This window comes from Enorma timonensis (genome assembly GCF_000321165.1).
Lineage (GTDB): Bacteria > Actinomycetota > Coriobacteriia > Coriobacteriales > Coriobacteriaceae > Enorma.
Genome location: NZ_CAPF01000070.1, coordinates 1 through 21,078 on the forward strand (window position 1 = coordinate 1; position 21,078 = coordinate 21,078).

Genomic DNA, 21,078 nt, shown 5'->3' on the forward strand with positions numbered 1-21,078 from the left:
CGCCCCCGCCTCGGCGGCCGCCGCAGCCTTGAGGTCAGCCCAGTTCTTCGGCGTGCGCACGCGGTCGGCGCGGGCAGCTGCGCGCTCCGCCGCCTCGCGGCGCGTGAGGGACTTGGCCACCGTGGCGACCGGCTCGCCCGCGGGCTCATCGCGCACCGGGACGATCTTGAAGAGCGGCTTGCTCCGTTTGAAGATGGTGTACTCGACGCCGTCCGTCGCGACGCGGTCGGCGATCTCGGTCAGGTTCTTGCGCGCCTCGGAAAAGCTCGCCGTGTACATGGCAACCTCCTCGACCGAATGTCTACCTTAATATCTATAGTAATAGCTACGTTCATATAGAGCAAGCGTGTATCGCCATGCAAAAAGGCGATACCGACCGCCCCGAAGGAGCCCGTCGATATCGCCTTCTACCTGCCTACCTGTGAACGCACCCGCCGCCGTGGCGGCAGCCGCGCGCCCCGCCCGGCGCGCCTACTCCGCCGCGGGCACCTCGCCCGTCGCGAGCACCTGCTCGAGCGCCTCCTCGTCGAGCACGGGCACGCCCAGGCTCTCTGCCTTCGCAAGCTTGCTGCCCGCCCCCGGGCCTGCCACCACGTAGCTCGTCTTCTTCGAGACGGAACCCGTCACCTTCGCACCGAGCGCCTTGAGCGCCGCCCCGGCCTCGTCGCGCGTGCGGCGCTCGAGCGTGCCCGTGAGCACGAACGTGAACCCCGCGAGCGGCTGCGCCGCCACGAGGTCCTCGGCCACGCCCGTCTCCTGCGACGCGCGCGCGGCCTCGCCGGAGAGGTCCTCCTCGAGGGTGAGCCCCGCCACGCGCAGGCGCTCGAGCACCGCGAGGTTCTCCGGGACGCTGAAGAACTGCCGAACGCTCTGCGCGATCTTCGGCCCCACGCCGTCGACGGCGGCGATGTCGTCCTCGTTCGCCACGATGAGCGCGTCGAGCGTGAGGAAGCGCCGCGCGAGGACCTCGGCCACGCTCTTGCCCACATGGCGGATGCCCAGGGCGAAGAGCACGCGGCTGAGCGGCTGCGCCTTCGACTTCACGAGCTCGTCGACGACCTTCGCCGCGATGGTCGCGCCCACGGGGATGGGGTCGCCCGCGCGCACGCCGCGGCGCTTGTCGTCCTTGAGGTAGGTGCGGCCCGTGTCGAGCCCGGCGAGGTCGTCGGCCGTGAGCTGGTAGAAGTCCGCCACATCGTGCACGAGCCCCGCCTCGATGAGCTTGTCGATGAGCTCGTCGCCCACACCGTCGATGTCCATGCACCCGCGGCTCACCCAATGCGCGAGCCGCTCCTTCACCTGCGCGGGGCAGTCGATGGAGACGCAGCGGTACGCGACCTCGCCCTCCTCGTGCACCACGGGGCTGCCGCACGCGGGGCACGTCCGGGGCATGCGCCACTCCGCGGCGTCGGCGGGGCGCTTCGCGAGCACCGGCCCCACGACCTCGGGGATCACGTCACCCGCCTTGTGCACCACGATGGTATCGCCCACGCGCACGTCCTTGCGGTGCACCTCGTCCTCGTTGTGCAGCGTCGCGCGCGCGATGGTGGAGCCCGAGACCGTCACCGGGTCGAATTCCGCGACCGGCGTGAGCACGCCCGTGCGGCCCACCTGGATGCGGATCTCGCGCAGGACGGTCTCCTTCTCCTCCGGCGGGAACTTGAAGGCAATCGCCCAGCGCGGGGCGCGCGCCGTGAAGCCGAGCTCGTCCTGCTGGGCGAAGCTGTCGACCTTCACCACCACGCCGTCGATGTCGTAATCGAGGTCCGCGCGGTGCGCGAGGGCGTCGGCGCAGAACGCGTGCACCTCCGCCGGCGTGGTGCAGCGGGCGACGTTCGGGTTCACGGAGAAGCCGGCCTCCTTGAGCCAGCTCAGAAACGCGTGCTGCGAGTCCACGTGCAGAGGCGCGGTATCCGCCACGGCGTAGAGGAAGGTCGCCAGGTCGCGCCTGGCCGTGACCTTGGGATCCTTTTGGCGGAGGCTCCCCGCGGCGGCGTTGCGCGGGTTGGCGAAGGGCTCGCGGCCCTGGGCGTCGGCCTCCTCGTTCAAGCGCAGGAAGCTGCCCTTGGGCATGTAGACCTCGCCGCGCACCTCGATGGGGCGGCGCGCGTCGGCGCCCATGTGCGCGAGCGCCGCCTGGGACAGGCGCATGGGCACGTCGCGGATGGTGCGGACGTTCAGGGTGACGTCCTCGCCGGTCACGCCGTCGCCGCGCGTGGCCGCGCGCACGAAGCGACCGTCCTCGTAGGTGAGCGCCACGCCGAGGCCGTCGATCTTGAGCTCGCAGGTGTACGTGACGTGCCCCGCCCCGAGCGCGGCCTCGGTGCGCTCGAGCCATTCGTCGAGCTCGTCGAGGTTCATGGCGTCGTCCATGGAGTACATGCGCGCCATGTGCTCGACGGATTGGAACTGCGGCGACACGTAGCCGCCCACGCGCTGCGTGTAGGAGCGCGGGGTGATGAGCTCCGGATAGGCCGCCTCGATCTGCTGTAGCTCGATGAGGAGCTTGTCGAAGGCGGCGTCCGTAATCTCGGGCGCATCGAGCGCGTAGTAGCGGTACGCGTGGTACTCGAGCTGGCGGTTGAGCTCCGCCGCGCGCTCGGCAGCGGCCTCACGGGCCTCCGCCCGCGCCGCCTCGTCCATGCCCTCGGCCTGCGCGTCCATATCGTCAAAAAGGTTCAGCTGTTTCACCGTGACTCCCCGTTCGTCGGTTTGCCCTCTCAGGGTACCATCCGCCCGCCCCGGCGCGGACGGCTTCGTCGGCTCGTCGCGCGTCTTCCCCGTTCCTCCTCGAAACATGCCGCGGGCGCATGCGCTGCCGTTTCCGTGCATCGCATGCGCCCGCGTGGGTTCAGGGGCTGTCCTGTGCGCGCTCACGCCCTGCAATCGACGCGGCGCGCGCAGACGCTACTGGTTCGCCATGAGGTCCTCGAGGTACTGGCGGAACTCGTCCTCGTTCATGAGGCTGCCCGAGCTGTCGCCCGTCGTGCCGTCCTGGCTGTTCTCCTGGAGGTCGGCGTCGGAGCCGAGCGTGACCTCGATGTCCTGCGTCTTGTCGCCGCGCACGACGGTGAGCGTGATCGTCTCGCCGATCTGGTGCTCGCGCGCCGCGATGATGAGGCCGTCCGCCGAGGTGACGGGCTCGCCGTTCACCGCGGTCACGATGTCATCCACCTCGAGGCCGGCCTCGGCCGCCGGGCTGTCCGGGTTCACCGCGGTCACGACGGCGCCCTCGGAGACCGGGAGGCCCTGGTCACGCGCCGTGAACGCGTTCACGGAGGTCACGGTCACGCCGATGTAGGGGTGCGCCGGGGTCTCGCCCGCGATGATCTGCTCCGCGATGTTGATGGCGTAGTTCGACGGGATGGCGAAGCCCACGCCCGCGCTGGAGCCGGAGTAGGACTCGATCACGGAGTTGATGCCGATGAGCTGGCCTTCCGCGTTCACGAGCGCGCCGCCGGAGTTGCCGGGGTTGATGGCGGCGTCCGTCTGGATCATGTTCGCGTAGATCGCCGTGCCCGAGGTGCCCGTCAGCGCCGTGGAGCGGTAGAGCGCGCTCACGATGCCCGTGGAGACGGACTGCTCGTTACCGAAGGGGCTGCCGATGGCCATGACCCACTCGCCCACGGTGATGTCGTCCGAGTCGCCCACCTCGATGGGCGTGAGCGTGCTCGTGTCGATGTCCTTCAGGCGCACCACCGCGAGGTCGCTCGAGGCATCGGAGCCCACGATGTCGGCCTCGTAGCTCTCACCGTCCACCTCGACGCTCACCGCCGTGGCGCCCTCGATGACGTGGTAGTTCGTGAGCACGTTGCCGTCCGTGTCGAGGATGACGCCGGAGCCGACGCCACCGGAGCCGGTCTGCTCGTTCACCGCCGAGATCGACACCACCGAGGGCAGCGCCTTGGCCGCCACGGCCTCGGCGAGCGTGGTGTCCTCGGCGTCGATCTTGATGGTCTGCGCGCTGTTCGAACCGGAGAGCGCGGGCGCGTCGACGCTCGAGTCCCCGATGTTGAGCGCGCCGGTCATGACGAGCGCGATCACGAGCACCGCACCCACGACGAGGCCGGCGAGCGATGCCAGGAAGACCGGCATCTTCTTCGTCTTGGTCTTCACGACCGTGCGCGTATCGACCGTCGCAGTCGCGGGGGCCGCCTGCTGGGCGGCGTGCTGCCAGTGCGCGCCCGCCTGCTCATCGGCCTGCGGCATGGCCTGCGTGCCCGACGCGTGCTGGTACGCGGTCGCGCTGGGCTGCTCGACCGTCGGCTGGGACTGCCATGCGGCGCCCCCTTGCCCCTCGCCCTCGGACGGGGTCTGATTGGTCTCGATGGAGATGCGCGGCGACGAGCCGGTGCCCTCGCCCGCAGCAGCACCTTCGCGATGCTGGAAATCCCTCTCATCCATGAAGATCATCCTTTCGCTATTCCCGACGCCGGGCGCGGGCGCCCGACATTCCTCATGCTGCCCGTTTTGTACCCCGCCCGCGACGTGGAGCGATTCCGGGGGATAATCTTCAGCCAAGATTAACTAAATGCGATGGGGCTCCACGAGCTCCGCATACCGGTCGGCACGCAGCGACATTACTCTTTGAAGAGGTAGCCCACGCCGCGCACGGTGGTGATGTGCGCCGCGATCTGCGGGCCCACCTTCGAGCGGATGCGCCGGATGTGCACGTCGACGGTGCGCGTGCCGCCGCAGTACTCGAAGCCCCACACGCGGTGCAGCAGCACCTCGCGCGAGTACGCGCGGTTGGGGTGCGTGGCCAGAAACGAGAGCAGCGAGTACTCCATGAGGGTGAGGTCGACGGGCTCGTCGTCCAGATATACCTGGTAGGTGGCGAGGTTGATGACGAGGTTGTCGATATGCAGCACGTCGTCCACCGCGAAGGCGTCCTCGTCCCCCAGCAGGCGGCGGGCGCGCACCTCGAGCTCGACCTCGCTCGCGCCGGAGCTGATGAAGTCGGAGCGTGAATGCGCGGGCAGATGGAGCGTGGGGAGCGATTCCTCGTCGGCGATGACGAGCATGGGGATGCCGCCGCGGTCGTCGAGCCACTTCACGATCTGCTCGATGCGGTCGTTGCGGATGCCGTCCGCGTCGAGCACGAGCAGATCGAAATCATGTGCCGCCGTGGGCGAATCGGGCGTGGCGAGGCTCACCTCGACGCCGAGCGGCTGCGTGAGGGTGCATACGAACTCGTAGAAACGCGTCGTTCGTGCCATGAACAGGATGCACGTATCGGCCATGGAGCACCTCCTTCGATAGATTTCATCATACCGCATGCCAGACTCCCGCGTGGCCTGCACGGGGCAACTGACATATCACGAATGCGCCCGCATGGGCGCTGCGCGGCGCCGGGCAAGGCCCCGGCGGCAGGGGTTGCGGCGCGCGGGCCGCCCCGGCTATGCGCCGGCGAAGTAGTGCTTCAGCTCCCACTCCGTGACGGTCGCGGAGAACTTCGCCCATTCGTCGCGCTTCCGCCTGAGGAAGAACGAGTGGATGTGCTCGCCGAGCGCATCCTTCATGAACTGCGAGTCCTCGAAATAGTCGAGCGCCTCGTCCAGGCTCCGCGGCAAGGTGGCGTACCCGGCCTCCGCGAGCGCGAGCTCGCCGCCGGCGATGAGCTCGGGCGTGGGCTCGGGCGGCAGCTCGAGCTTGCGCTCGATGCCGTCGAGGCCGGCCGCGAGGGTCACGGCGTTCACCAGGTACGGGTTCGCCATGGGGTCGGGCGTGCGCAGCTCGATGCGCGTCGAGAGCTGCTTGCCCGGCTTGTAGATGGGCACGCGGATCATCGCGGAGCGGTTGCGCAGCCCCCACATGGCGAACGCCGGGCCGTTGTTCGCCCCACCGCCGCCCAGGCGCTTGTACGAGTTCACCGTGGGGTTCGTGATGGCCGAGATCTCGCGCGCGTGCGCGAGGATGCCCGCCATGTAGTGCCTGGCGATGTCCGAGAGGTGGTAGGTTGCATCGTCCTCGCCCCAGAAGACGTTGTTGCCATCGTGGTCGAAGAGCGACTGATGGAGGAACATCGCGCTCGACGAGGCGCCGGCGATGGGCTTCGGCATGAACGACGCGTGGATGCCCGAGCCGTACGCCTCGAGCTTGATGATGTACTTCGCCGTGATGATGGCGTCCGAGGTGGTGAGCGCCTCGGCGTGGCGCAGCGAGATGCCGTGCTGCGAACGTCCGCTCGAGTGGAACGTGTACTCCACCGGGATGCTCATCTTCTCGAGCATGAGCACCGTGTCGCGCCGCAGGTCGCGCGCGGAGTCGGACGGCGTGAGGTCGAAGTAGCCCGCCTCGTCCATGGGCTCGGGCGTGTGATCGTCCGGGAAGTAGTAGAACTCGATCTCGGTGCCCACGTTCATGAGGTAGCCCGCGGCCTCGGCGCGGTAGAACATGCGGCGCAGGCACTCGCGCGGGTCGCCCTCGAAGGGCGTGCGGTCGGGCCTGCGCACGTCGCAGAACACGCGGGCCACGCCGTCCTTCGACGGGCGCCACGGAAGCACCTGGAACGTCGAGGGGTCGGGGAACGCGAGCATGTCCGCCTCTTCGGGCGTGGTGAAGCCCTCGATGGACGAGCCGTCGAAGCCGATGCCCTCCTCGAACGCCACCTCGAGGTCCTCCGGGCTGATGGCGAAGCTCTTGAGCCGGCCGAGCACGTCGGTGAACCATAGGCGCACGAAGCGGATGTCGCGCTCCTCGACGGTGCGGAGGACGAAGTCGATGTTCTGCTGTTTGTCCATAAGGCGTCCCTTCGAACGAGGCATGCCGGAAACGTGCACGCGCGCGGCGCAGGCCGCCGCGCCTTTCATCCGCCCTGCAGTATCGCACGCGATTGTTTCCGTGCCGTTTCCCGTTGCGGTACCGCAAAGATGCCGGCATTCGCGTCGTCAGAAGCCGCTCTTCATCCAGTTCGCTGGATGAATGTGCCTCATATTTGAATTTCATCCAGTGAGTTGGATAAAATAATCATGCTTGTAGAAATGTCCATCGAACTGGATGCATTGATGCACACGAGAGGACGGTCATGAGGACTATGGACATCATTCAACGACCGCGCGCGCTCAACTGGTTCAAAACATGGCGCGATCGTGATGTCATCAAAGTGGTAACCGGCTTGCGCCGCAGCGGCAAATCAACCGCGATGACGCTTGCACGTCAAGCTCTTGAAGCCGATGGCACCCCGCCGGACGCCATCATATACCTCGACATCGAGCGCATGGCGTTCGATGCGCCGAAGACCGCGGAAGAGCTCTACCGCATGGTCATCTCGCGCATGGACGTGAGCGAGCAGAAGCAGACCTATATCTTTATCGATGAGGTACAGCGCATCCCCCACTTCGAGCAGGCGGTTGACGCGCTGTATGCTCGTGAGGACACCGATGTGTACATCACCGGATCGAATTCTGACCTGTTATCCAGTGAGCTGGGAACGTTGCTAACGGGTCGCTATGTCGAATTGCATATGATGCCGCTCTCCTTCGCCGAGTATCGCAGCGCATTTCCAGAACGCGAAGACGACGATACGATTCTCAACCGCTATCTCATCTATGGTGGGCTACCCTATACCACCGCGCTTCCCGAAGAAGATACCGCTGACTACCTCGACGGCGTGCTGAACACGATCCTCATCAAAGATGTTTCCCAGCGCCACCCGCGCTTCAACCTCACGAGCCTCCGAGCGCTGCTCGCATTCATGGCAGATAACATCGGCAACCAATTCTCGCTCAAGATAATCGCGGACGGCCTCGCGCGAAACGGATCGAAGCTCTCCCCCACCACAGTCGGCGAGTACCTGGATGCACTCACCGAGTCATACATTCTCTACGAGGCAAAGCCTTACGACGCAAAGGGTAAGCGGCTCCTAGAACGAGGCGGTAAGTACTATTTAGGCGACTTGGGGTTCCGACACCTGCTGCTCGGACGAGACCAAAGCGATTTGGGGCACCGTTTGGAGAATCTTGTCTATCTTGAGCTCCAACGCCGTAGTCGAAAGGTTTTCGTCGGCCGCGCCGCTTCAACTGAGATTGACTTCATTACCGAAGACCAACATGGCACCAGCTACTATCAAGTCGCACTCAGCGTCCTTGACGAAGGCACGCTCAGCCGTGAGCTCGCACCGCTTCGCAGCATTCAAGATAACTACCCCAAGACGCTTCTCACGCTCGATCGCATAGGGCTCGGCGATTATGGAGGCATCCGACACGTAAACATCGTCGATTGGCTCCTCGAGCGCCCGCGCGCGGGAGCTTCCCGCTGAGGAACCGCCCCGCCGGCCTAGCGGACGCCGCGCCCCAGGTCGTCGGCGACCTTGTCGACGCCCTTGCACGCCGGGCAGCCCTTCTGCCCGCACGAGCTGCAGCTGCCCGCGGACGAGCAGTCCGCGCACGTGCCCTTGCGCCGCACGCGCACGCACACCGCGATGAACGCCGCGGCGACGAGCGTCAGGATGATGATATCTGCCACGCCCATTGGTTCAACCTCCTGCTTTCATACTAAACCTCATGTACCCGCTGGGAGACGACTCCGGACGGGCGTGCAAGAAAACGGCCGGGGCGCGAAGAGGGAGCGCGCCCCGGCCACTACGAGGGGGAGCAAGCGTTACGCAGACGCCGCGGCCGCCGCCGAGCCGGGGGCGACGTCGTCGTCCCACGCCCACTTCGGCATGGGGCGGAACAGCTGGAAGAGCATGCCCGCGATGCACGCGAACGCCACGACCGTCCAGACGCCGAAGCTGCCGAGCACGATGAGCTCGTAGAGCTGGTTGATGATGAGGCCGACCACCCAGGCGAACGCGCACTCGTACCCGATGGCGATGGCCGTCCAGCGTGCCGAGTTCATCTGCGCGCGGATGGTGCCCATGGCCGCGAAGCACGGCGCGCACAACAGGTTGAACGCGCCGAAGGCCGCGATGGCGCCCATGCTCGGGAACATGCCGGCGAAAGCGACCCACAGGTTGGGGTCTGTCTCGGTTCCGTCCGCGATGTGCAGAAGCGAGCTCGCCGTGGCCACGACGTTCTCCTTGGCCACGAGGCCGGTGATGGACATGGCCGTGGCCTGCCAGGAGTCGAAGCCGAGCGGCGCGAAGATGAACGCGATGGCGCCACCGAGCATGGCGAGCACGGAGTAGTCCGTGAACTCCTCGGGGATGCCCTCCATGGCGGGCAGGAAGCCGAACGCGCCCTCGTACACGCCGAAGTTGGAGAGGAACCACACCACGATGGTCGACGCGAAGATGATGGTGAACGCCTTCTTGATGTAGGCGGAGACGCGCTCCCACACGTGCAGCGCCCACGAGCGGACCGCCGGGAGGTGGTAGCTCGGCAGCTCCATGACAAACGGCGTCGGGCGGCCGGCGAAGAGCTTCGTCTTCTTGAGCATGATGCCCGACGCGATGACCGCGACCACGCCCAGGAAGTAGAAGAGCGGCGCGATCCACGCGGCCTCGGCGGTGCCCACCATGGCGCCCATGAGCAGCGCGATGATGGGGAGCTTCGCGCCGCACGGGATGAACGTCGTGGTCATGACGGTCATGCGGCGGTCGCGCTCGTTCTCGATGGTCTTCGTGGCGAGCACACCGGGAACGCCGCAGCCCGTGGAGACGAGCATGGGGATGAAGCTCTTGCCCGAGAGGCCGAAGCGGCGGAACACGCGATCCATCACGAAGGCGACGCGCGCCATGTAGCCGCAGTCCTCGAGGAAGCTGAGCAGCACGAAGAGGACGAACATCTGCGGGATGAAGCCGAGCACCGCGCCCACGCCGGCGACGATGCCGTCGAGCACGAGGCTCTGCACCAGGTCGCTCGCGCCCGCGGCGGTAAGCCAGCCCTCGATGACGCTGGGGATGGACGGGAAGCTCTGGCCGAAGAGCGTGAAGCCCTCGCCGAAGAGGTTGTCGTTCACCCAATCCGTGCCGGCGGTGCCGATGGCGCCCGACGAGGTGGCTATGAAGTAGACCCCGAACATGATGGCGATGAAGATCGGCAGGCCGAGGATGCGGTTCGTGACGATGCGGTCGATCTTCTCGGAGGTGCTCATGCGCGCGGGCGCCTTCTTCACGCATTCGTCCATGAGGTGCGCGATCTGCGCGTAGCGCTCGCTCGCGATGATGGACTCCGCGTCGTCATCGCAATCGCGCTCGCACCGCGCCACGAGCGCCTCGACGCGCGCGGCCGCCTGCGCGGGCAACTTGGCCTGGGCCGCCGTGGCCTCGTCGCGCTCGAAAAGGTGCACCGCGAGGTAGCGGCGCCGGCTATCGGGCACGGATGCGGGGAGCTCCGCCTCGATGTGCTCGATCGCGTCCTCGATGGCCGCATCGAAGGCCAGGCGCTTCGCCTTGCCCGGATGCGCGGCCGCGTGCCGCGCCTTCCCGATGAGCTCGTCGATGCCGGTCCCGCGCAGCGCGGAGACCATGACGACGGGCACCCCGAGGCGCGCCGAGAGGGCGCGGACGTCGATCTTGTCGCCGCCCTTCTCCAGCAGATCCGCCATGTTGAGCGCCACGACCACAGGGAGCCCCGTCTCGATGACCTGGAGCGCCAGGTACAGGTTGCGCTCGAGGTTCGTGGCGTCGAGCAGCTGGATCACCACATCGGGCTCGCCGCTCATGAGGTAGTCGCGGCTCACGCGCTCCTCCGGGCTGTAGGGGGAGAGCGAGTAGATGCCGGGCAGGTCGGTCACGGTCACGCTCTTGTCGCGCGAGAGCCGGGCCTCCTTCTTCTCCACCGTCACGCCGGGCCAGTTGCCCACGTAGCCGTTCTGGCCGGTGATGAGGTTGAAGAGCGTGGTCTTTCCGCAGTTGGGGTTGCCCGCCAACGCGATATGGAGCTGTGAAGCTGCCATACTGTCCTTCTTTCTTGGGGCAGGCCCTCGCCGAATGGGTTGGTTGGGGACGTGTTCCTTTCAACCCCTTTCAACCCATGTTTCCGCTGGCCGCCCCTGGCTTTGAAACTTCTTCAGTTGCCGAGTCGCGCCGGTTTCGACATATCGGAGACGGGCGTAGCGCCGCCCGCACCGATCTGATCAAAATGTTATATAACGCTAACTCTGCCAGTACAATAAAAGCGCCACCAGGCGCCAACGTGCGCTACTGCACCTCGACGATCGCCGCTTCCTCCTTGCGGATCGAAAGCGCGTACCCGCGCACGGCGATCTCGACCGGGTCTCCCAGCGGGGCAACCTTCACGACCGTGAACGGCGTGCCCTTGATGAGCCCCAGATCCATGAGATGGCGCCGCAGCGCGCCCTCGCCATGGAGCTTGACGACCGTGGACGAATCGCCCACCTGCACATCTCCCAGCGTTTTCATCGCATACCCCCTTTCCAGTTCCCCTATCGCCACCCCGCCCTGGCAGCAGCGCCGCCCGGGGCGCCCGCCGGCAGGCACTCCCCTGCTCAGGCTTCCCGCGGCATCGCAGGGCGGGGCGCGCGGCTATGCGGTCAAGACGTGCGCGGCGACCTTCGCATCGAGGCCGAGCCGCGCGCCCTTGACGAGCACGATGATGTTGCCGCCGCCCGACGTCACCACGTGCACGCCGGCGCCCTCGACGAACCCCAGGTTCGCGAGGTGCCGCTTGATGGAATCGTTTCCGCGCACGCGCACGACGGTGACGTCGTCGCCCCCGCGCACCAGGGAAAGCGGAAGCGCCGACGCGATCGAACCTCCCAGCATGCCCACCCCTTCGTCTTGCCGCATCTACGTGGCGAAGCAAACGAGCCGCGAGCTGCCCGGCTGCCGAGGAGAGAAGAAACCGTCGGGGCACGCACGCTCATTTGTTCACCTAAGTAAACTATCACGATGCGCGGTGGATGTGAAGTAAAAATTAGCCTTTTCTAACAATTTAAAGCGAGGCGTGCGGCACGCGACATGGCGACCCGCGGAAGCGCGCGAACACCCGCTGCGCGCTCCGCATTTCCGCTGCATACGCGAGCGGGGCAGCCATCCGGTATCGGACGACTGCCCCGCGTTCAGTTTCGCCTCATTCGGCCGATCGGCGCGCCCAGCCTACTCGATGCGCAGGCCCACCTCCTTGAGCTGCGCCATGCTCACCTCGCTGGGTGCGGCGCTCATGAGGTCGCTGCCGCTCGACGTCTTGGGGAACGCCATGACATCGCGGATGGAATCGCAGCCCGCGAGCAGCATGCACACGCGGTCGAGACCGAGCGCGAAGCCGCCCATGGGCGGGGCGCCGAAGGTGAGCGCCTCCATGAGGAAGCCGAACTGCTCCTTGGCGCGCTCCTCCGTGAAGCCGAGCATCTCGAGGATGCGCAGCTGCAGCTCGGGGTCGTGGATGCGCATGCCGCCGCCACCGGCCTCGAAGCCGTCCATCACGAAGTCGTACGTGCGACTGCCCACGGAGAGCGGGTCGCTCTCGAGCCGCTCGATGTCCGCCTCGACCGGCTGGGTGAAGGGCTGGTGCTCGGCGGCGTACGCCTTGCGCTCCTCGTCCCAGTGGAAGAGCGGGAAGTCCACGACCCACAGGAAGTCGTGGCCCTCGCGCGGCACGTCGAGCGCGTCGGCCATGTGGCAGCGCATGCCGCCCAGGATCTCGTCGGAGGCGAGGCGCGGGCCGGCGGCGAACATCACGAGGTCGCCGGGCTCCACATCGCAGCGGCGGCGCAGCTCGGCCATCTCCTCGTCGCTGAAGAACTTCACGATCGGGCTGTTCATGGAGCCGTCCTCGCGGAAGGCGATCCATGCGAGGCCCTTGGCGCCGAAGGTCTCGGCCACCTTGGCGAGCTTGTCGATCTGCGCGCGCGGCCACGTGCCGGCGCCTTTGGCGTTGAGCGCCTTCACCACATGTCCCTCGGTGTTCGCGGCGCTCGAGAACACCTTGAACGCCGAGCCCTTGAACACGTCGGTGAGGTCGATGAGGTGCATGCCGTAGCGCGTGTCGGGCTTGTCGGTGCCGTAGGTGTCCATGGCGTCCCAGTAGGAGATGCGGCGCAGCGGCGTGGGCATCTCGACGCCCACCTGCGCGAACGCGTCGGCGAGCACGTCCTCGAGCGCGCCCATGACGTCGTCCTGGGTCACGAAGCTCATCTCGATGTCGACCTGGGTGAACTCGGGCTGGCGATCGGCGCGCAGGTCCTCGTCGCGGAAGCACTTCGCCACCTGGTAGTAGCGCTCCACGCCGCCCACCATGAGCAGCTGCTTCAGGAGCTGCGGGCTCTGCGGCAGGGCGTAGAAGCTGCCTGGCTGCAGGCGGCTCGGCACGATGAAGTCGCGCGCGCCCTCGGGCGTGGACTTGAAGAGCGCCGGCGTCTCGACCTCGGTGAACGCTCGGTTGTGCAGCGCCGAGCGGATGGCGAACGTGAAATCGCTGCGCAGCTGGATGCGGTGCGCCATCTCGGGACGGCGAAGGTCGAGGTAGCGGTACCGCAGGCGCGTGTCCTCGGCGGTCTCGATGCGGTCCTCGATCTGGAACGGCGGGGTCTTGGAGCGGCCGAGCACCTCGGCGCGGTCGACGAGCACCTCGATCTCGCCGGTGGGGAGCTTGGCGTTCACCGTCTCCTCGTCGCGGGCGATGACCGTGCCGTGCACGAGGATGGGCCACTCGGGGCGCATGGTCTCGGCGATGTGGAACGCCTCGCCGCCCGCGTGCTCGGGGTCGAAGGTGCACTGGGTCATGCCGGTACGGTCGCGCAGGTCGCAGAAGATGAGCCCGCCGTGGTCGCGGCGGCGCCACACCCAACCGGTGAGCGTGACCTCCTCGCCGATGTTCTCGCGGCGCAGCTCGCCTGCGGTGCGGGTGTGCATGGAGTGGATGTTCGCGGGGTTCGTCGCAGCCGATGCGGCCGCAGCCTGGGTCTCTGCCACAGGATCCTCCTTTTCATCTGTGCCGTCCCGTGCCGGAACGGACGGCTTCGTACAGACCGCCGAGCCTGCGTAGACCGCGCAGCTCAGCGCACGAGGCAAAATGGTACCAGCTTGCCGCCGGAGCCGCCACCGCCCGCGCGCGTTCTATAAATGTTTACATCGCGGCAAAGGCCGGAGTCGGTATCGCGCAACGGCCGTTGCGCCCATCCCGCGGGCTCGCGCGCACGCCGATGCAGGTTGAGGTCGCAGGCCGGCTGGCCGCGGGAGCACTTTTTTCCTACCAGAATCGAAAACGTGGTGATGGAATTCAGATATGCACGATGCGAAGCGCGATATTGGCCCCACGGCACCCCCGAGAGCGGCTTCCGGCTGTCCGCACGCAAGCGAATCCTGGGAAAATGTCTACGCCCGCGCGCCGAACCTGCTCGCGAAGCCTCGTTCCCCCATCCCGAATCGCGCATATCTGAATTCCATCACCACAAAACGGCCCTGGGAGCCTAAAAACTGCGCGCACCTATGCCCCTCGCGTTCCAAAACACCTCCCGGCAGCGCCGCCGCTGTCTCAAACCTGCATAATCTGAGAGAATCAGCACGGATATCCCGCGTGAAAAGGGGCGATACACATGAGATGGCTCGGTGTCGACGGCGGCGGAACCAAGACCGCGTTCACCCTGTACAGCGAGCAACTGCGCCCGCTCGACCGATTCGAGCTCCCGACCTGCCATTACGCGCAGGCGGGTTACGAGGGCATGTGGCGCGTGCTCGAGGAGGGCGTGCGGCGCGCCGAGGACCTGGGGCTGCTCGGCGACTCGTGGGGCATCGGCTTCGGTATCTGCGGTTACGGCGAGGGTGCCGAGTCGAGCGCAGCCATCGAGGACGCGGTGCGGGCGGCAGCGGGAGCGCACCCGTTTTCCCTCGTCAACGACGTGGAAAGCGCCTGGGCTGCCGGCCTTGGCATGCAGGACGGCATCGTCATCATCGCAGGTACCGGCTCCATCGCCTATGGCGTGAACGGCGACCGTTCCATGCGCTGCGGAGGCTGGGACTACGAGCTGGGCGACGAGGGGTCGGGCGGCTGGCTCGGCAAGGAGCTGCTGCGCGCGTTCACCCGCCAGAGCGACGGCCGCGAACCTGCGGGCGCGATCCTCGAGCTCGTGCGCCGCGAGCTTGACCTTGCCAACGACTTCGAGATCATCGGGTTTGCGCAGGAAGCCATGGGCGACCGGTCGCGCATCTCCGCGCTCGCGCCCCTTGTAGGCGAGGCCGCGCGCCTGGGCGACCAGAGCGCGCAGCGCATCCTCGAGCGCGCCGCGCAGGAGGAGGCCGAGATGGTTGCGGCCATCATGCGGGGAATCTTCGAGCCCGCTGAGCAGCGCGAACAACGCGAAAGCGCCGCCTCGAGCCCCGAACCGGCGCGAACCGCGCCCCGCGTCCCCGTCACCTACGTCGGCGGGACGTTCAAGATGGGAGCGGCGATCCTGGAGCCCCTCGCCGCCGCGCTTCCCGAGCGCTGCGAGCTCGTGAGCCCGCTCCACGAACCGGATCTGGGCGCCTGCCTGCTGCTCCAACGGGAGCTCGGCCTCAAGTAGCGAAGGGTGTGCCGGACGGCAGGAAGGAAGGGGAACCGTCCGGCACCTATGGAGGAAATCACTGTATTCCGCGCGAAGGCTACCCGGCGCGTAGCCGCCGCGCGCGAAGGATGCCCGGCTCGCGGCGACACCGCACCCGAGGCAACCGCACCCGCAGCAGCCCCGCGCCCGCAGCTACTGAGCGTCCGCGGCGTCGGGCTCGGCGGCGGCGCGCTCGCGGGCGCCCGTCACGCGGAAGATCGCCCAGTCGGCGATGCGCACGGCGTCGTCGCCCATGCGCTCGAAGTACTTCGCCACCATGAGCAGCTCGGGCAGGTACTTCGCGCTCGTCTCGCTCGACTTGATGAGGTCGATGACCACGCCCTCGGCCGCGAGGTACACGTCGTCCACGTCGTCGTCCATGGCGAACACGCCGCGCGCCTTCTCCACATCGCTCGTGCGGAACGCCTCGACGGCGTCCTCGAGCATGGTGGCCACGCGCTCGGAAGCGAAGGACAGGTGGTCGCCGAGCTTCTCGGTGACCTCGGCGGGCAGGATCTGCGCGAGCTCCGCCACGTCGCGCGCCTTGTCGTCGATGTGCGACAGGTCGGACACCAGGCGGAACGACCCGCTCACGAAGCGCAGGTCGCCGGCTACGGGCTGCTGGAGCAGCATGATGTCGAAGCAGATGTCCTCGATGAGCGCGCGCTGGCGCCGCGCCGGCTGGTCGCCCGCGAGCACCGACTCGATCGCCTGCTTGTCGCCCGCGAGCGCCTGCGCGAGCGCGCGCACGTCCTCGGCGGTCTTCGCCGCGAAGCGCCCGAGCGCCTCGTCGATGTCCTCGAGCTGTTTCAGGAATTCACTGCGCGTTGCAACCATTAGCTGAACCTTCCCGTGAGATAGTCGTTGGTGAGCTTCTCCTTGGGGTTGGAGAAGAGCTCCTTGGTGGGGCCAGCCTCGATGAGCTCGCCCAGGTAGAAGAAGCACGTCTTGTCGGCGACGCGCGCGGCCTGCTCCATGTTGTGCGTGACCACCACGACCGTGTGGTCCTCGGAGAGCTGCATCATGAGCTCCTCGATCATCGAGGTCGAAATGGGGTCGAGCGCCGAGGTGGGCTCGTCCATGAGCAGGACGGACGGGTCCGTGGCGAGCGCGCGGGCGATGCACAGGCGCTGCTGCTGGCCGCCCGAGAGCCCAAGACCGCTCTTGCCCAGGTCGTCCTTGACCTCGTCCCAGAGCGCGGCGCGCGTGAGGCAGCGCTCGAGGACCTCGTCCTCTTCCGCGCGGCTCATGCGCCCCATGCGGCGCGGCCCGTACAGCACGTTGTCGCGGATGCTCATGGGGAACGGGTTGGGATGCTGGAACACCATGCCCACGTACACGCGCAGGGCGTTGGCGTCCATCTGGAAGATGTCCTCGCCGGCGAAGGCGATGGTGCCCTCGGTGCGCACGGTCTCCACGAAGTCGCACATGCGGTTGAACGTGCGCAGCAGCGTGGACTTGCCGCAGCCGGAGGGGCCGATGAACGCCGTAGCGCGGTTCTCGGGAATCTCGAGCGAGATGTGCTTGAGCGCTTGGAAGTCGCCGTACCACAGGTTGAAGTCGCGGATGGAGATCATGCTCCCCACGCCCTCGATGCTGCGGTGGACGTCCTCGTTGATCGTCGTATCCATATGGTTCTCCATCAGCCGAACCTACCCGTCAGATAATCGGAGAGGCGCTGGTCGCGCGGCGCCGAGAAGATCTGCTGCGTGGTGCCCGTCTCCACCATGTCGCCCACGTAGAAGAAGGCGGTGCGGTCGCTCACGCGGCCGGCCTGCTGCATGTTGTGGGTCACGATGATCTGGCAGAGCCCCGTGTCGCAGAGCTGGCGGATCGTCTCCTCGATGGTGTACGTCGAGATGGGGTCGAGCGCGGAGCACGGCTCGTCATAGAGCACCACGTCCGGCTTCATGGCGAGCGTGCGGGCGATGCACAGGCGCTGCTGCTGGCCGCCGGAGAGCGCGTGCGCGCTCTGCTTGAGCTTGTCCTTGACCTCGTCCCAGAGCGCGGCCTGGCGCAGGCTCGTCTCCACGAGCTCGTCCTCCTCGTCTTTGCCGTGGAGGCGCCCATGCTTCTTGGGCGCGAAGAGGATGTTCTCGCGGATGGACTTGCGGAAGGGCGTGGGCTGCTGGAACACCATGCCGATGGACTTGCGCAGCTCGAAGAGGTTCTCCTTGGGCGTGTTGATGTCACGCCCGTGGTAGAAGATCTGCCCGCCGATCTTGCAGCGCGGGATCTCGCGGTTCATGAGGTTGAGGCAGCGCAGGAACGTGGACTTGCCGCAGCCCGAGGGGCCGATGAGCGCCGTCACCTCGCCCGCGCGGAACTCGAGGTTCGTCTTGTGGAGCGCCTCCTTGGTGAGGTCGTAGGTGACGGTCACGTCCTGCGTGCGCAGGAGCACGTCTGACGCGGCGGCAGCGGACGCGGCCTGGCCCGTGGCGGATGCGCCCCCGTAGACAGCCTGCTGGTGTGCGGTATCGGTCATTCTGCGGTCAACCTCCTCGCGAGGAACTTGCCCAGCACGCGCGCGAGCACGTTGAACAGCAGCACGCACACGATAAGCACCGTCGCGGTGCCCCACACGATCTCGGCCGAGCCGGGCGTGGGCTCGGAGGTGAGGCGCCAGATGTAGACCGCGAGCGTGCAGGCGGGGCGGAAGATGTTGAAGGGATTCGTGGGGCTCATGAGGTCCGTGCTCGCGAAGTTGAGGCGCGAGGGCGCGGAGCCCGAGGTGAAGATGAGCGCGGCGGCCTCGCCGAACACGCGGCCCGCCGAGATGACGATGCCCGTGACGATGGCCGGCATGGCGGCGGGCAGCAGCACGTTCACCGTGGTCTCCCAGCGCGTGAGTCCCATGGCGAGCGCCGCGTCGCGCTGGCTGCGCGGCACGTCCTCGAGCGCCTGCTGGATGGTGCGCACGAGGATGGGGATGTTGAACATGGTGAGCGCCACGGCGCCGGAGATGATCGAGATGCCCCAGCCCATCACCACGACGAAGAAGAGCGAGCCGAACATGCCCACGACGATGGAGGGCAGGCTGGAGAGCGTCTCGATGGCCGTGGAGGCGGCGGAGGTGACCCAGTTGTCGGGCGCGTACTCCACGAGGAAGATCGCGCCGCCGAGCGAGATGGGCACCGAGATGAGCAGCGTGATGATCAGCATGTAGAACGAGTCGAACAGCTGGTAGAGGATGCCCGAGACCTCGGCCGAGGAGGGGTTGGTGAGGAAGCCCGGCGTGAGCGCCGTGCCGCCACCGCGCACCAGGATGTAGAGGATGATGCCGGCAAGCAACAGCAGCACGAAGGCCACGATGGCGGTCAGGATGCCCGTGGCGATCTTGTCCTGGCGGCCGATGCGCTTGACGTGCGCGCTCAGGTCGCGGCGCGCGCCGGCGGCGGGAGCCTGCGCGGTTGCGGTGCGATTATCCATGTTGCTTCGCCCCCTTGCGGCCGATGAGGTGGATGATGAGGATGAACACGAGCGACATGACGAGCAGGATGAGGCCGAGCGACCACAGCGCATGGTAGAACTCGGTGCCGCTCACGGCGTTGTTGAGGCCGGAGGTGAGGGTGGCCGTGAGGGTCGAGGCCGGCGAGAGCAGGCCGGTGGGCATGTTGCGCTCCACGCCGCCGATGACCATCTGCACGGCGAGTGTCTCGCCGAAGGCGCGGGTCATGCCCAGGATGACGGCCGTCATGATGGAGGGCGTGGCGCTTTTCAGCACGACGTGCCACACGGTCTGCCAGCGCGTGCACCCGAGCGCGTACGAGCCCTCGCGGTACTCGTTCGGCACGGCACGCAGCGCGTCGATGGAGAGCGTCGTCACGGTGGGCAGGATCATGACCGCGAGCACGATGGACCCGGAGAGGATGCCCGCGCCCGTGCCGGCCGCCGCGCCGAAGATCGCGCGCATGGCCGCGTTCACCACGTAGAGACCGAGCACGCCGTAGACGACGGAGGGGATGCCCACGAGCAGCTCGACGAGCGGCTGGAACACCCGGGTACCGAACCCGGGGGCGACCTCGACCACGAACATGGCCGAGCCGAGGGCGATGGGCAGCGCGATGATGGTGGAGAGCAGCGTGACGGAGAACGAGCCCACGATCATGGGCAGCGCGCCGTACATATCCTGCTCAGGGATCCAATGCGTCCCCGTCAGGAACGCGATGGGGTCGAAGCCGTCTACGAAAAACGTGGTCAGGCCCTGCTGGGCAACCATGAAGATCAGGGTGAGCACCACGAGGGCCACGAGGGCGACGCACGCGCCCGTGATGGTGAGCCCGATGTTCTCAAGACGGCGTTTCGGCATGACCTTTGCCATGTGACGCCTTTCTCAACAGGTGAAGGGGCACCTCGCGCGAACGAGAGGCGCCCCGCAGCTTACGATTCGAGCCGATATGCCGGGCTCACGCTACTCGACGGGCGTGACGTTGCCGTCGACGTCCTTCTTGACCTTCATGTTGCTCACCGGGATGAAGCCCTGGTCGATGACGGTCGTGGACTGGATGTCCTCGGACATGATGAAGTCGATGAACGCCTTGGTGATGGCGGCCGTGGACTCGTCCTCATCGGAGCGGGTGTACATGTGCTCGTAGGCCCAGATGTTGAAGTCGCCGCTCTCGACGTTCTCCTGCGTGGGCTCGACGCCGTCGACGGAGAGCGCCTTGATGCCGTCGTTGGTGTCGTAGTAGTTGAAGGCGACGTAGGAGATGGAGCCCTCGGTGGCAGCGACCTGCTCGACCACGGTGCCCGAGGAATCGACCTCGGCGACGGGGGTGAAGTCGGCCGGGACCTCCTTGCCCTGGAGCACGGCGGCCTCGAAGGTGGCGCGGGTGCCCGAGCCGGCCTCGCGGTTGATCACGTTGATGGTGCCGGCGGTGCCGCCCACCTCGGACCAGTCGGTGATCTCACCGGTGAAGATGCCGGCGAGCTGCTCGGTGGTGATGTCGTCGATGTCGACGTTGGCGTTCACGATCGGGCCCATGCCCACGATGCAGACCTGGTTGTCGACGAGGTTCTCGAGCTGGGACTCGTCATCGACCTTCTCCTCGGCGAACACGTCGGAGCGGCCGATCTGGAGGGAACCATCCACGATGCCGGAGATGCCGTCGCCCGAGCCGCCGCCGGAGATGGCGATGGACACGTCGGGGTTGTCGATGTAGAACTCCTCGGCCACGGCCTCGACGAGGGGCTGGAACGAGGTAGCGCCACCGCAGTTGATGGTACCGGAGAGGGCAGCTGCATCGCTACCGGCGGCGGAGCCGGCAGAGGTCTGGGTGCCGCCGCAGCCAGCAAGGCCGAGGCCGGCGAAGGCGGCGGCGCCGCCCGCGAGGCCGAGGAACGAACGACGGGTGCACGAGGTGTTCAACATGAATGATTCTCCTTCCAGAATCTTGCACACGACTGATTCGCGGACTCGTGGGTGGGAGCCCGCGCTCGTCGATGTGCAATGTACTGCGCAAACGGCGCCGCCTCGTGCTCGCGCGCAGGTTATTACCGGGGTCTTATGAAACATTACGCAGGGTGAACGGCAGGTTTACGCATTGTTTACAAAAGGGCGCGCATGTAAAGGCGGGCGGGATACGTGGCGGTTTTCAGCGCTCCCAGAGAGGCTGCCCAACCCAAAATGCGCGAAACGAGCGTTTTATA

At 66.9% G+C, this 21,078-nt stretch carries 18 protein-coding genes; 2 read left to right on the forward strand and 16 right to left on the reverse strand.

The annotated features are described in order from the left end of the window. The 5 genes from BN423_RS10840 to BN423_RS08265 all read right to left on the reverse strand — a co-directional run. Nucleotides 1-279, reverse strand: a 279-nt coding sequence (locus tag BN423_RS10840; protein ID WP_043359923.1) for a type II toxin-antitoxin system Phd/YefM family antitoxin, incomplete at its 3' end; no start/stop codon positions are given. 192 nt (nucleotides 280-471) lie between these two features. Further along, a complete protein-coding gene (gene ligA, locus BN423_RS08250) occupies nucleotides 472-2,664 on the reverse strand; it encodes an NAD-dependent DNA ligase LigA (protein ID WP_019247118.1) in 2,193 nt (730 codons plus the stop codon). A gap of 243 nt (nucleotides 2,665-2,907) precedes the next feature. Beyond that, nucleotides 2,908-4,404 carry a S1C family serine protease gene (locus BN423_RS08255; protein ID WP_019239782.1) on the reverse strand — a complete coding sequence of 499 codons (1,497 nt, stop codon included), beginning with the start codon at nucleotides 4,402-4,404 and terminating at the stop codon, nucleotides 2,908-2,910. Between the two features lie 176 nt (nucleotides 4,405-4,580). Continuing rightward, nucleotides 4,581-5,243: a winged helix-turn-helix transcriptional regulator gene (locus BN423_RS08260; RefSeq protein WP_019239783.1), complete on the reverse strand. Its 663-nt coding sequence runs from the start codon at nucleotides 5,241-5,243 to the stop codon at nucleotides 4,581-4,583. A gap of 156 nt (nucleotides 5,244-5,399) precedes the next feature. Then, a complete protein-coding gene (locus tag BN423_RS08265) occupies nucleotides 5,400-6,743 on the reverse strand; it encodes a glutamine synthetase family protein (protein ID WP_019239784.1) in 1,344 nt (447 codons plus the stop codon). A 293-nt stretch (nucleotides 6,744-7,036) separates the two neighbouring features. On the opposite strand from BN423_RS08265, the gene BN423_RS08270 reads away from it, so the two are divergent. Further along, the gene (locus BN423_RS08270; protein WP_232385545.1) at nucleotides 7,037-8,260 is read left to right on the forward strand and encodes an ATP-binding protein; all 1,224 of its coding nucleotides are present in this window, start codon (nucleotides 7,037-7,039) and stop codon (nucleotides 8,258-8,260) included. A 17-nt stretch (nucleotides 8,261-8,277) separates the two neighbouring features. Here BN423_RS08270 and BN423_RS08275 read toward each other — a convergent pair whose 3' ends face one another. The 5 genes from BN423_RS08275 to aspS all read right to left on the reverse strand — a co-directional run bounded on the left by BN423_RS08275 (nucleotide 8,278) and on the right by aspS (nucleotide 13,759). Further along, nucleotides 8,278-8,472 carry a hypothetical protein gene (locus BN423_RS08275; RefSeq protein WP_019239786.1) on the reverse strand — a complete coding sequence of 65 codons (195 nt, stop codon included), beginning with the start codon at nucleotides 8,470-8,472 and terminating at the stop codon, nucleotides 8,278-8,280. A gap of 129 nt (nucleotides 8,473-8,601) precedes the next feature. Beyond that, nucleotides 8,602-10,842 carry a ferrous iron transport protein B gene (gene feoB / locus BN423_RS08280; protein WP_019239787.1) on the reverse strand — a complete coding sequence of 747 codons (2,241 nt, stop codon included), beginning with the start codon at nucleotides 10,840-10,842 and terminating at the stop codon, nucleotides 8,602-8,604. Nucleotides 10,843-11,086: 244 nt separating this feature from the next. Next, nucleotides 11,087-11,308 (reverse strand): FeoA family protein, encoded by a 222-nt coding sequence (locus tag BN423_RS08285; protein WP_019239788.1) that lies wholly within the window; start codon nucleotides 11,306-11,308, stop codon nucleotides 11,087-11,089. 123 nt (nucleotides 11,309-11,431) lie between these two features. Continuing rightward, nucleotides 11,432-11,671 carry a FeoA family protein gene (locus BN423_RS08290; RefSeq protein WP_019239789.1) on the reverse strand — a complete coding sequence of 80 codons (240 nt, stop codon included), beginning with the start codon at nucleotides 11,669-11,671 and terminating at the stop codon, nucleotides 11,432-11,434. 333 nt (nucleotides 11,672-12,004) lie between these two features. Continuing rightward, the gene (gene aspS, locus BN423_RS08295) at nucleotides 12,005-13,759 is read right to left on the reverse strand and encodes an aspartate--tRNA ligase (RefSeq protein WP_187367779.1); all 1,755 of its coding nucleotides are present in this window, start codon (nucleotides 13,757-13,759) and stop codon (nucleotides 12,005-12,007) included. 683 nt (nucleotides 13,760-14,442) lie between these two features. On the opposite strand from aspS, the gene BN423_RS08300 reads away from it, so the two are divergent. After that, nucleotides 14,443-15,408: an N-acetylglucosamine kinase gene (locus BN423_RS08300; protein WP_019239791.1), complete on the forward strand. Its 966-nt coding sequence runs from the start codon at nucleotides 14,443-14,445 to the stop codon at nucleotides 15,406-15,408. A 174-nt stretch (nucleotides 15,409-15,582) separates the two neighbouring features. Here BN423_RS08300 and phoU read toward each other — a convergent pair whose 3' ends face one another. From phoU to BN423_RS08330, 6 genes are all read right to left on the reverse strand, one after another. Then, nucleotides 15,583-16,266, reverse strand: a complete 684-nt coding sequence (phoU, locus tag BN423_RS08305) for a phosphate signaling complex protein PhoU (RefSeq protein WP_019239792.1) — start codon at nucleotides 16,264-16,266, stop codon at nucleotides 15,583-15,585. After that, on the reverse strand, nucleotides 16,266-17,060 hold the full coding sequence (gene pstB / locus BN423_RS08310) for a phosphate ABC transporter ATP-binding protein PstB (RefSeq protein ID WP_019239793.1): 795 nt from the start codon (nucleotides 17,058-17,060) through the stop codon (nucleotides 16,266-16,268). Before pstB (BN423_RS08310) ends, phoU begins: the two co-directional genes overlap by 1 nt. Before the next feature lie 11 nt (nucleotides 17,061-17,071). Beyond that, complete coding sequence (gene pstB / locus BN423_RS08315; RefSeq protein WP_019239794.1) at nucleotides 17,072-17,914, reverse strand: phosphate ABC transporter ATP-binding protein PstB; 843 nt, start codon at nucleotides 17,912-17,914, stop codon at nucleotides 17,072-17,074. After that, nucleotides 17,911-18,858, reverse strand: a complete 948-nt coding sequence (pstA, locus tag BN423_RS08320) for a phosphate ABC transporter permease PstA (protein ID WP_019239795.1) — start codon at nucleotides 18,856-18,858, stop codon at nucleotides 17,911-17,913. The genes pstB (BN423_RS08315) and pstA overlap by 4 nt, the downstream gene beginning before the upstream one ends. Continuing rightward, complete coding sequence (gene pstC, locus BN423_RS08325; protein WP_019239796.1) at nucleotides 18,851-19,750, reverse strand: phosphate ABC transporter permease subunit PstC; 900 nt, start codon at nucleotides 19,748-19,750, stop codon at nucleotides 18,851-18,853. The genes pstA and pstC overlap by 8 nt, the downstream gene beginning before the upstream one ends. A gap of 90 nt (nucleotides 19,751-19,840) precedes the next feature. After that, nucleotides 19,841-20,800: a phosphate ABC transporter substrate-binding protein gene (locus BN423_RS08330; RefSeq protein WP_019239797.1), complete on the reverse strand. Its 960-nt coding sequence runs from the start codon at nucleotides 20,798-20,800 to the stop codon at nucleotides 19,841-19,843. Nucleotides 20,801-21,078: the final 278 nt, after the last annotated feature.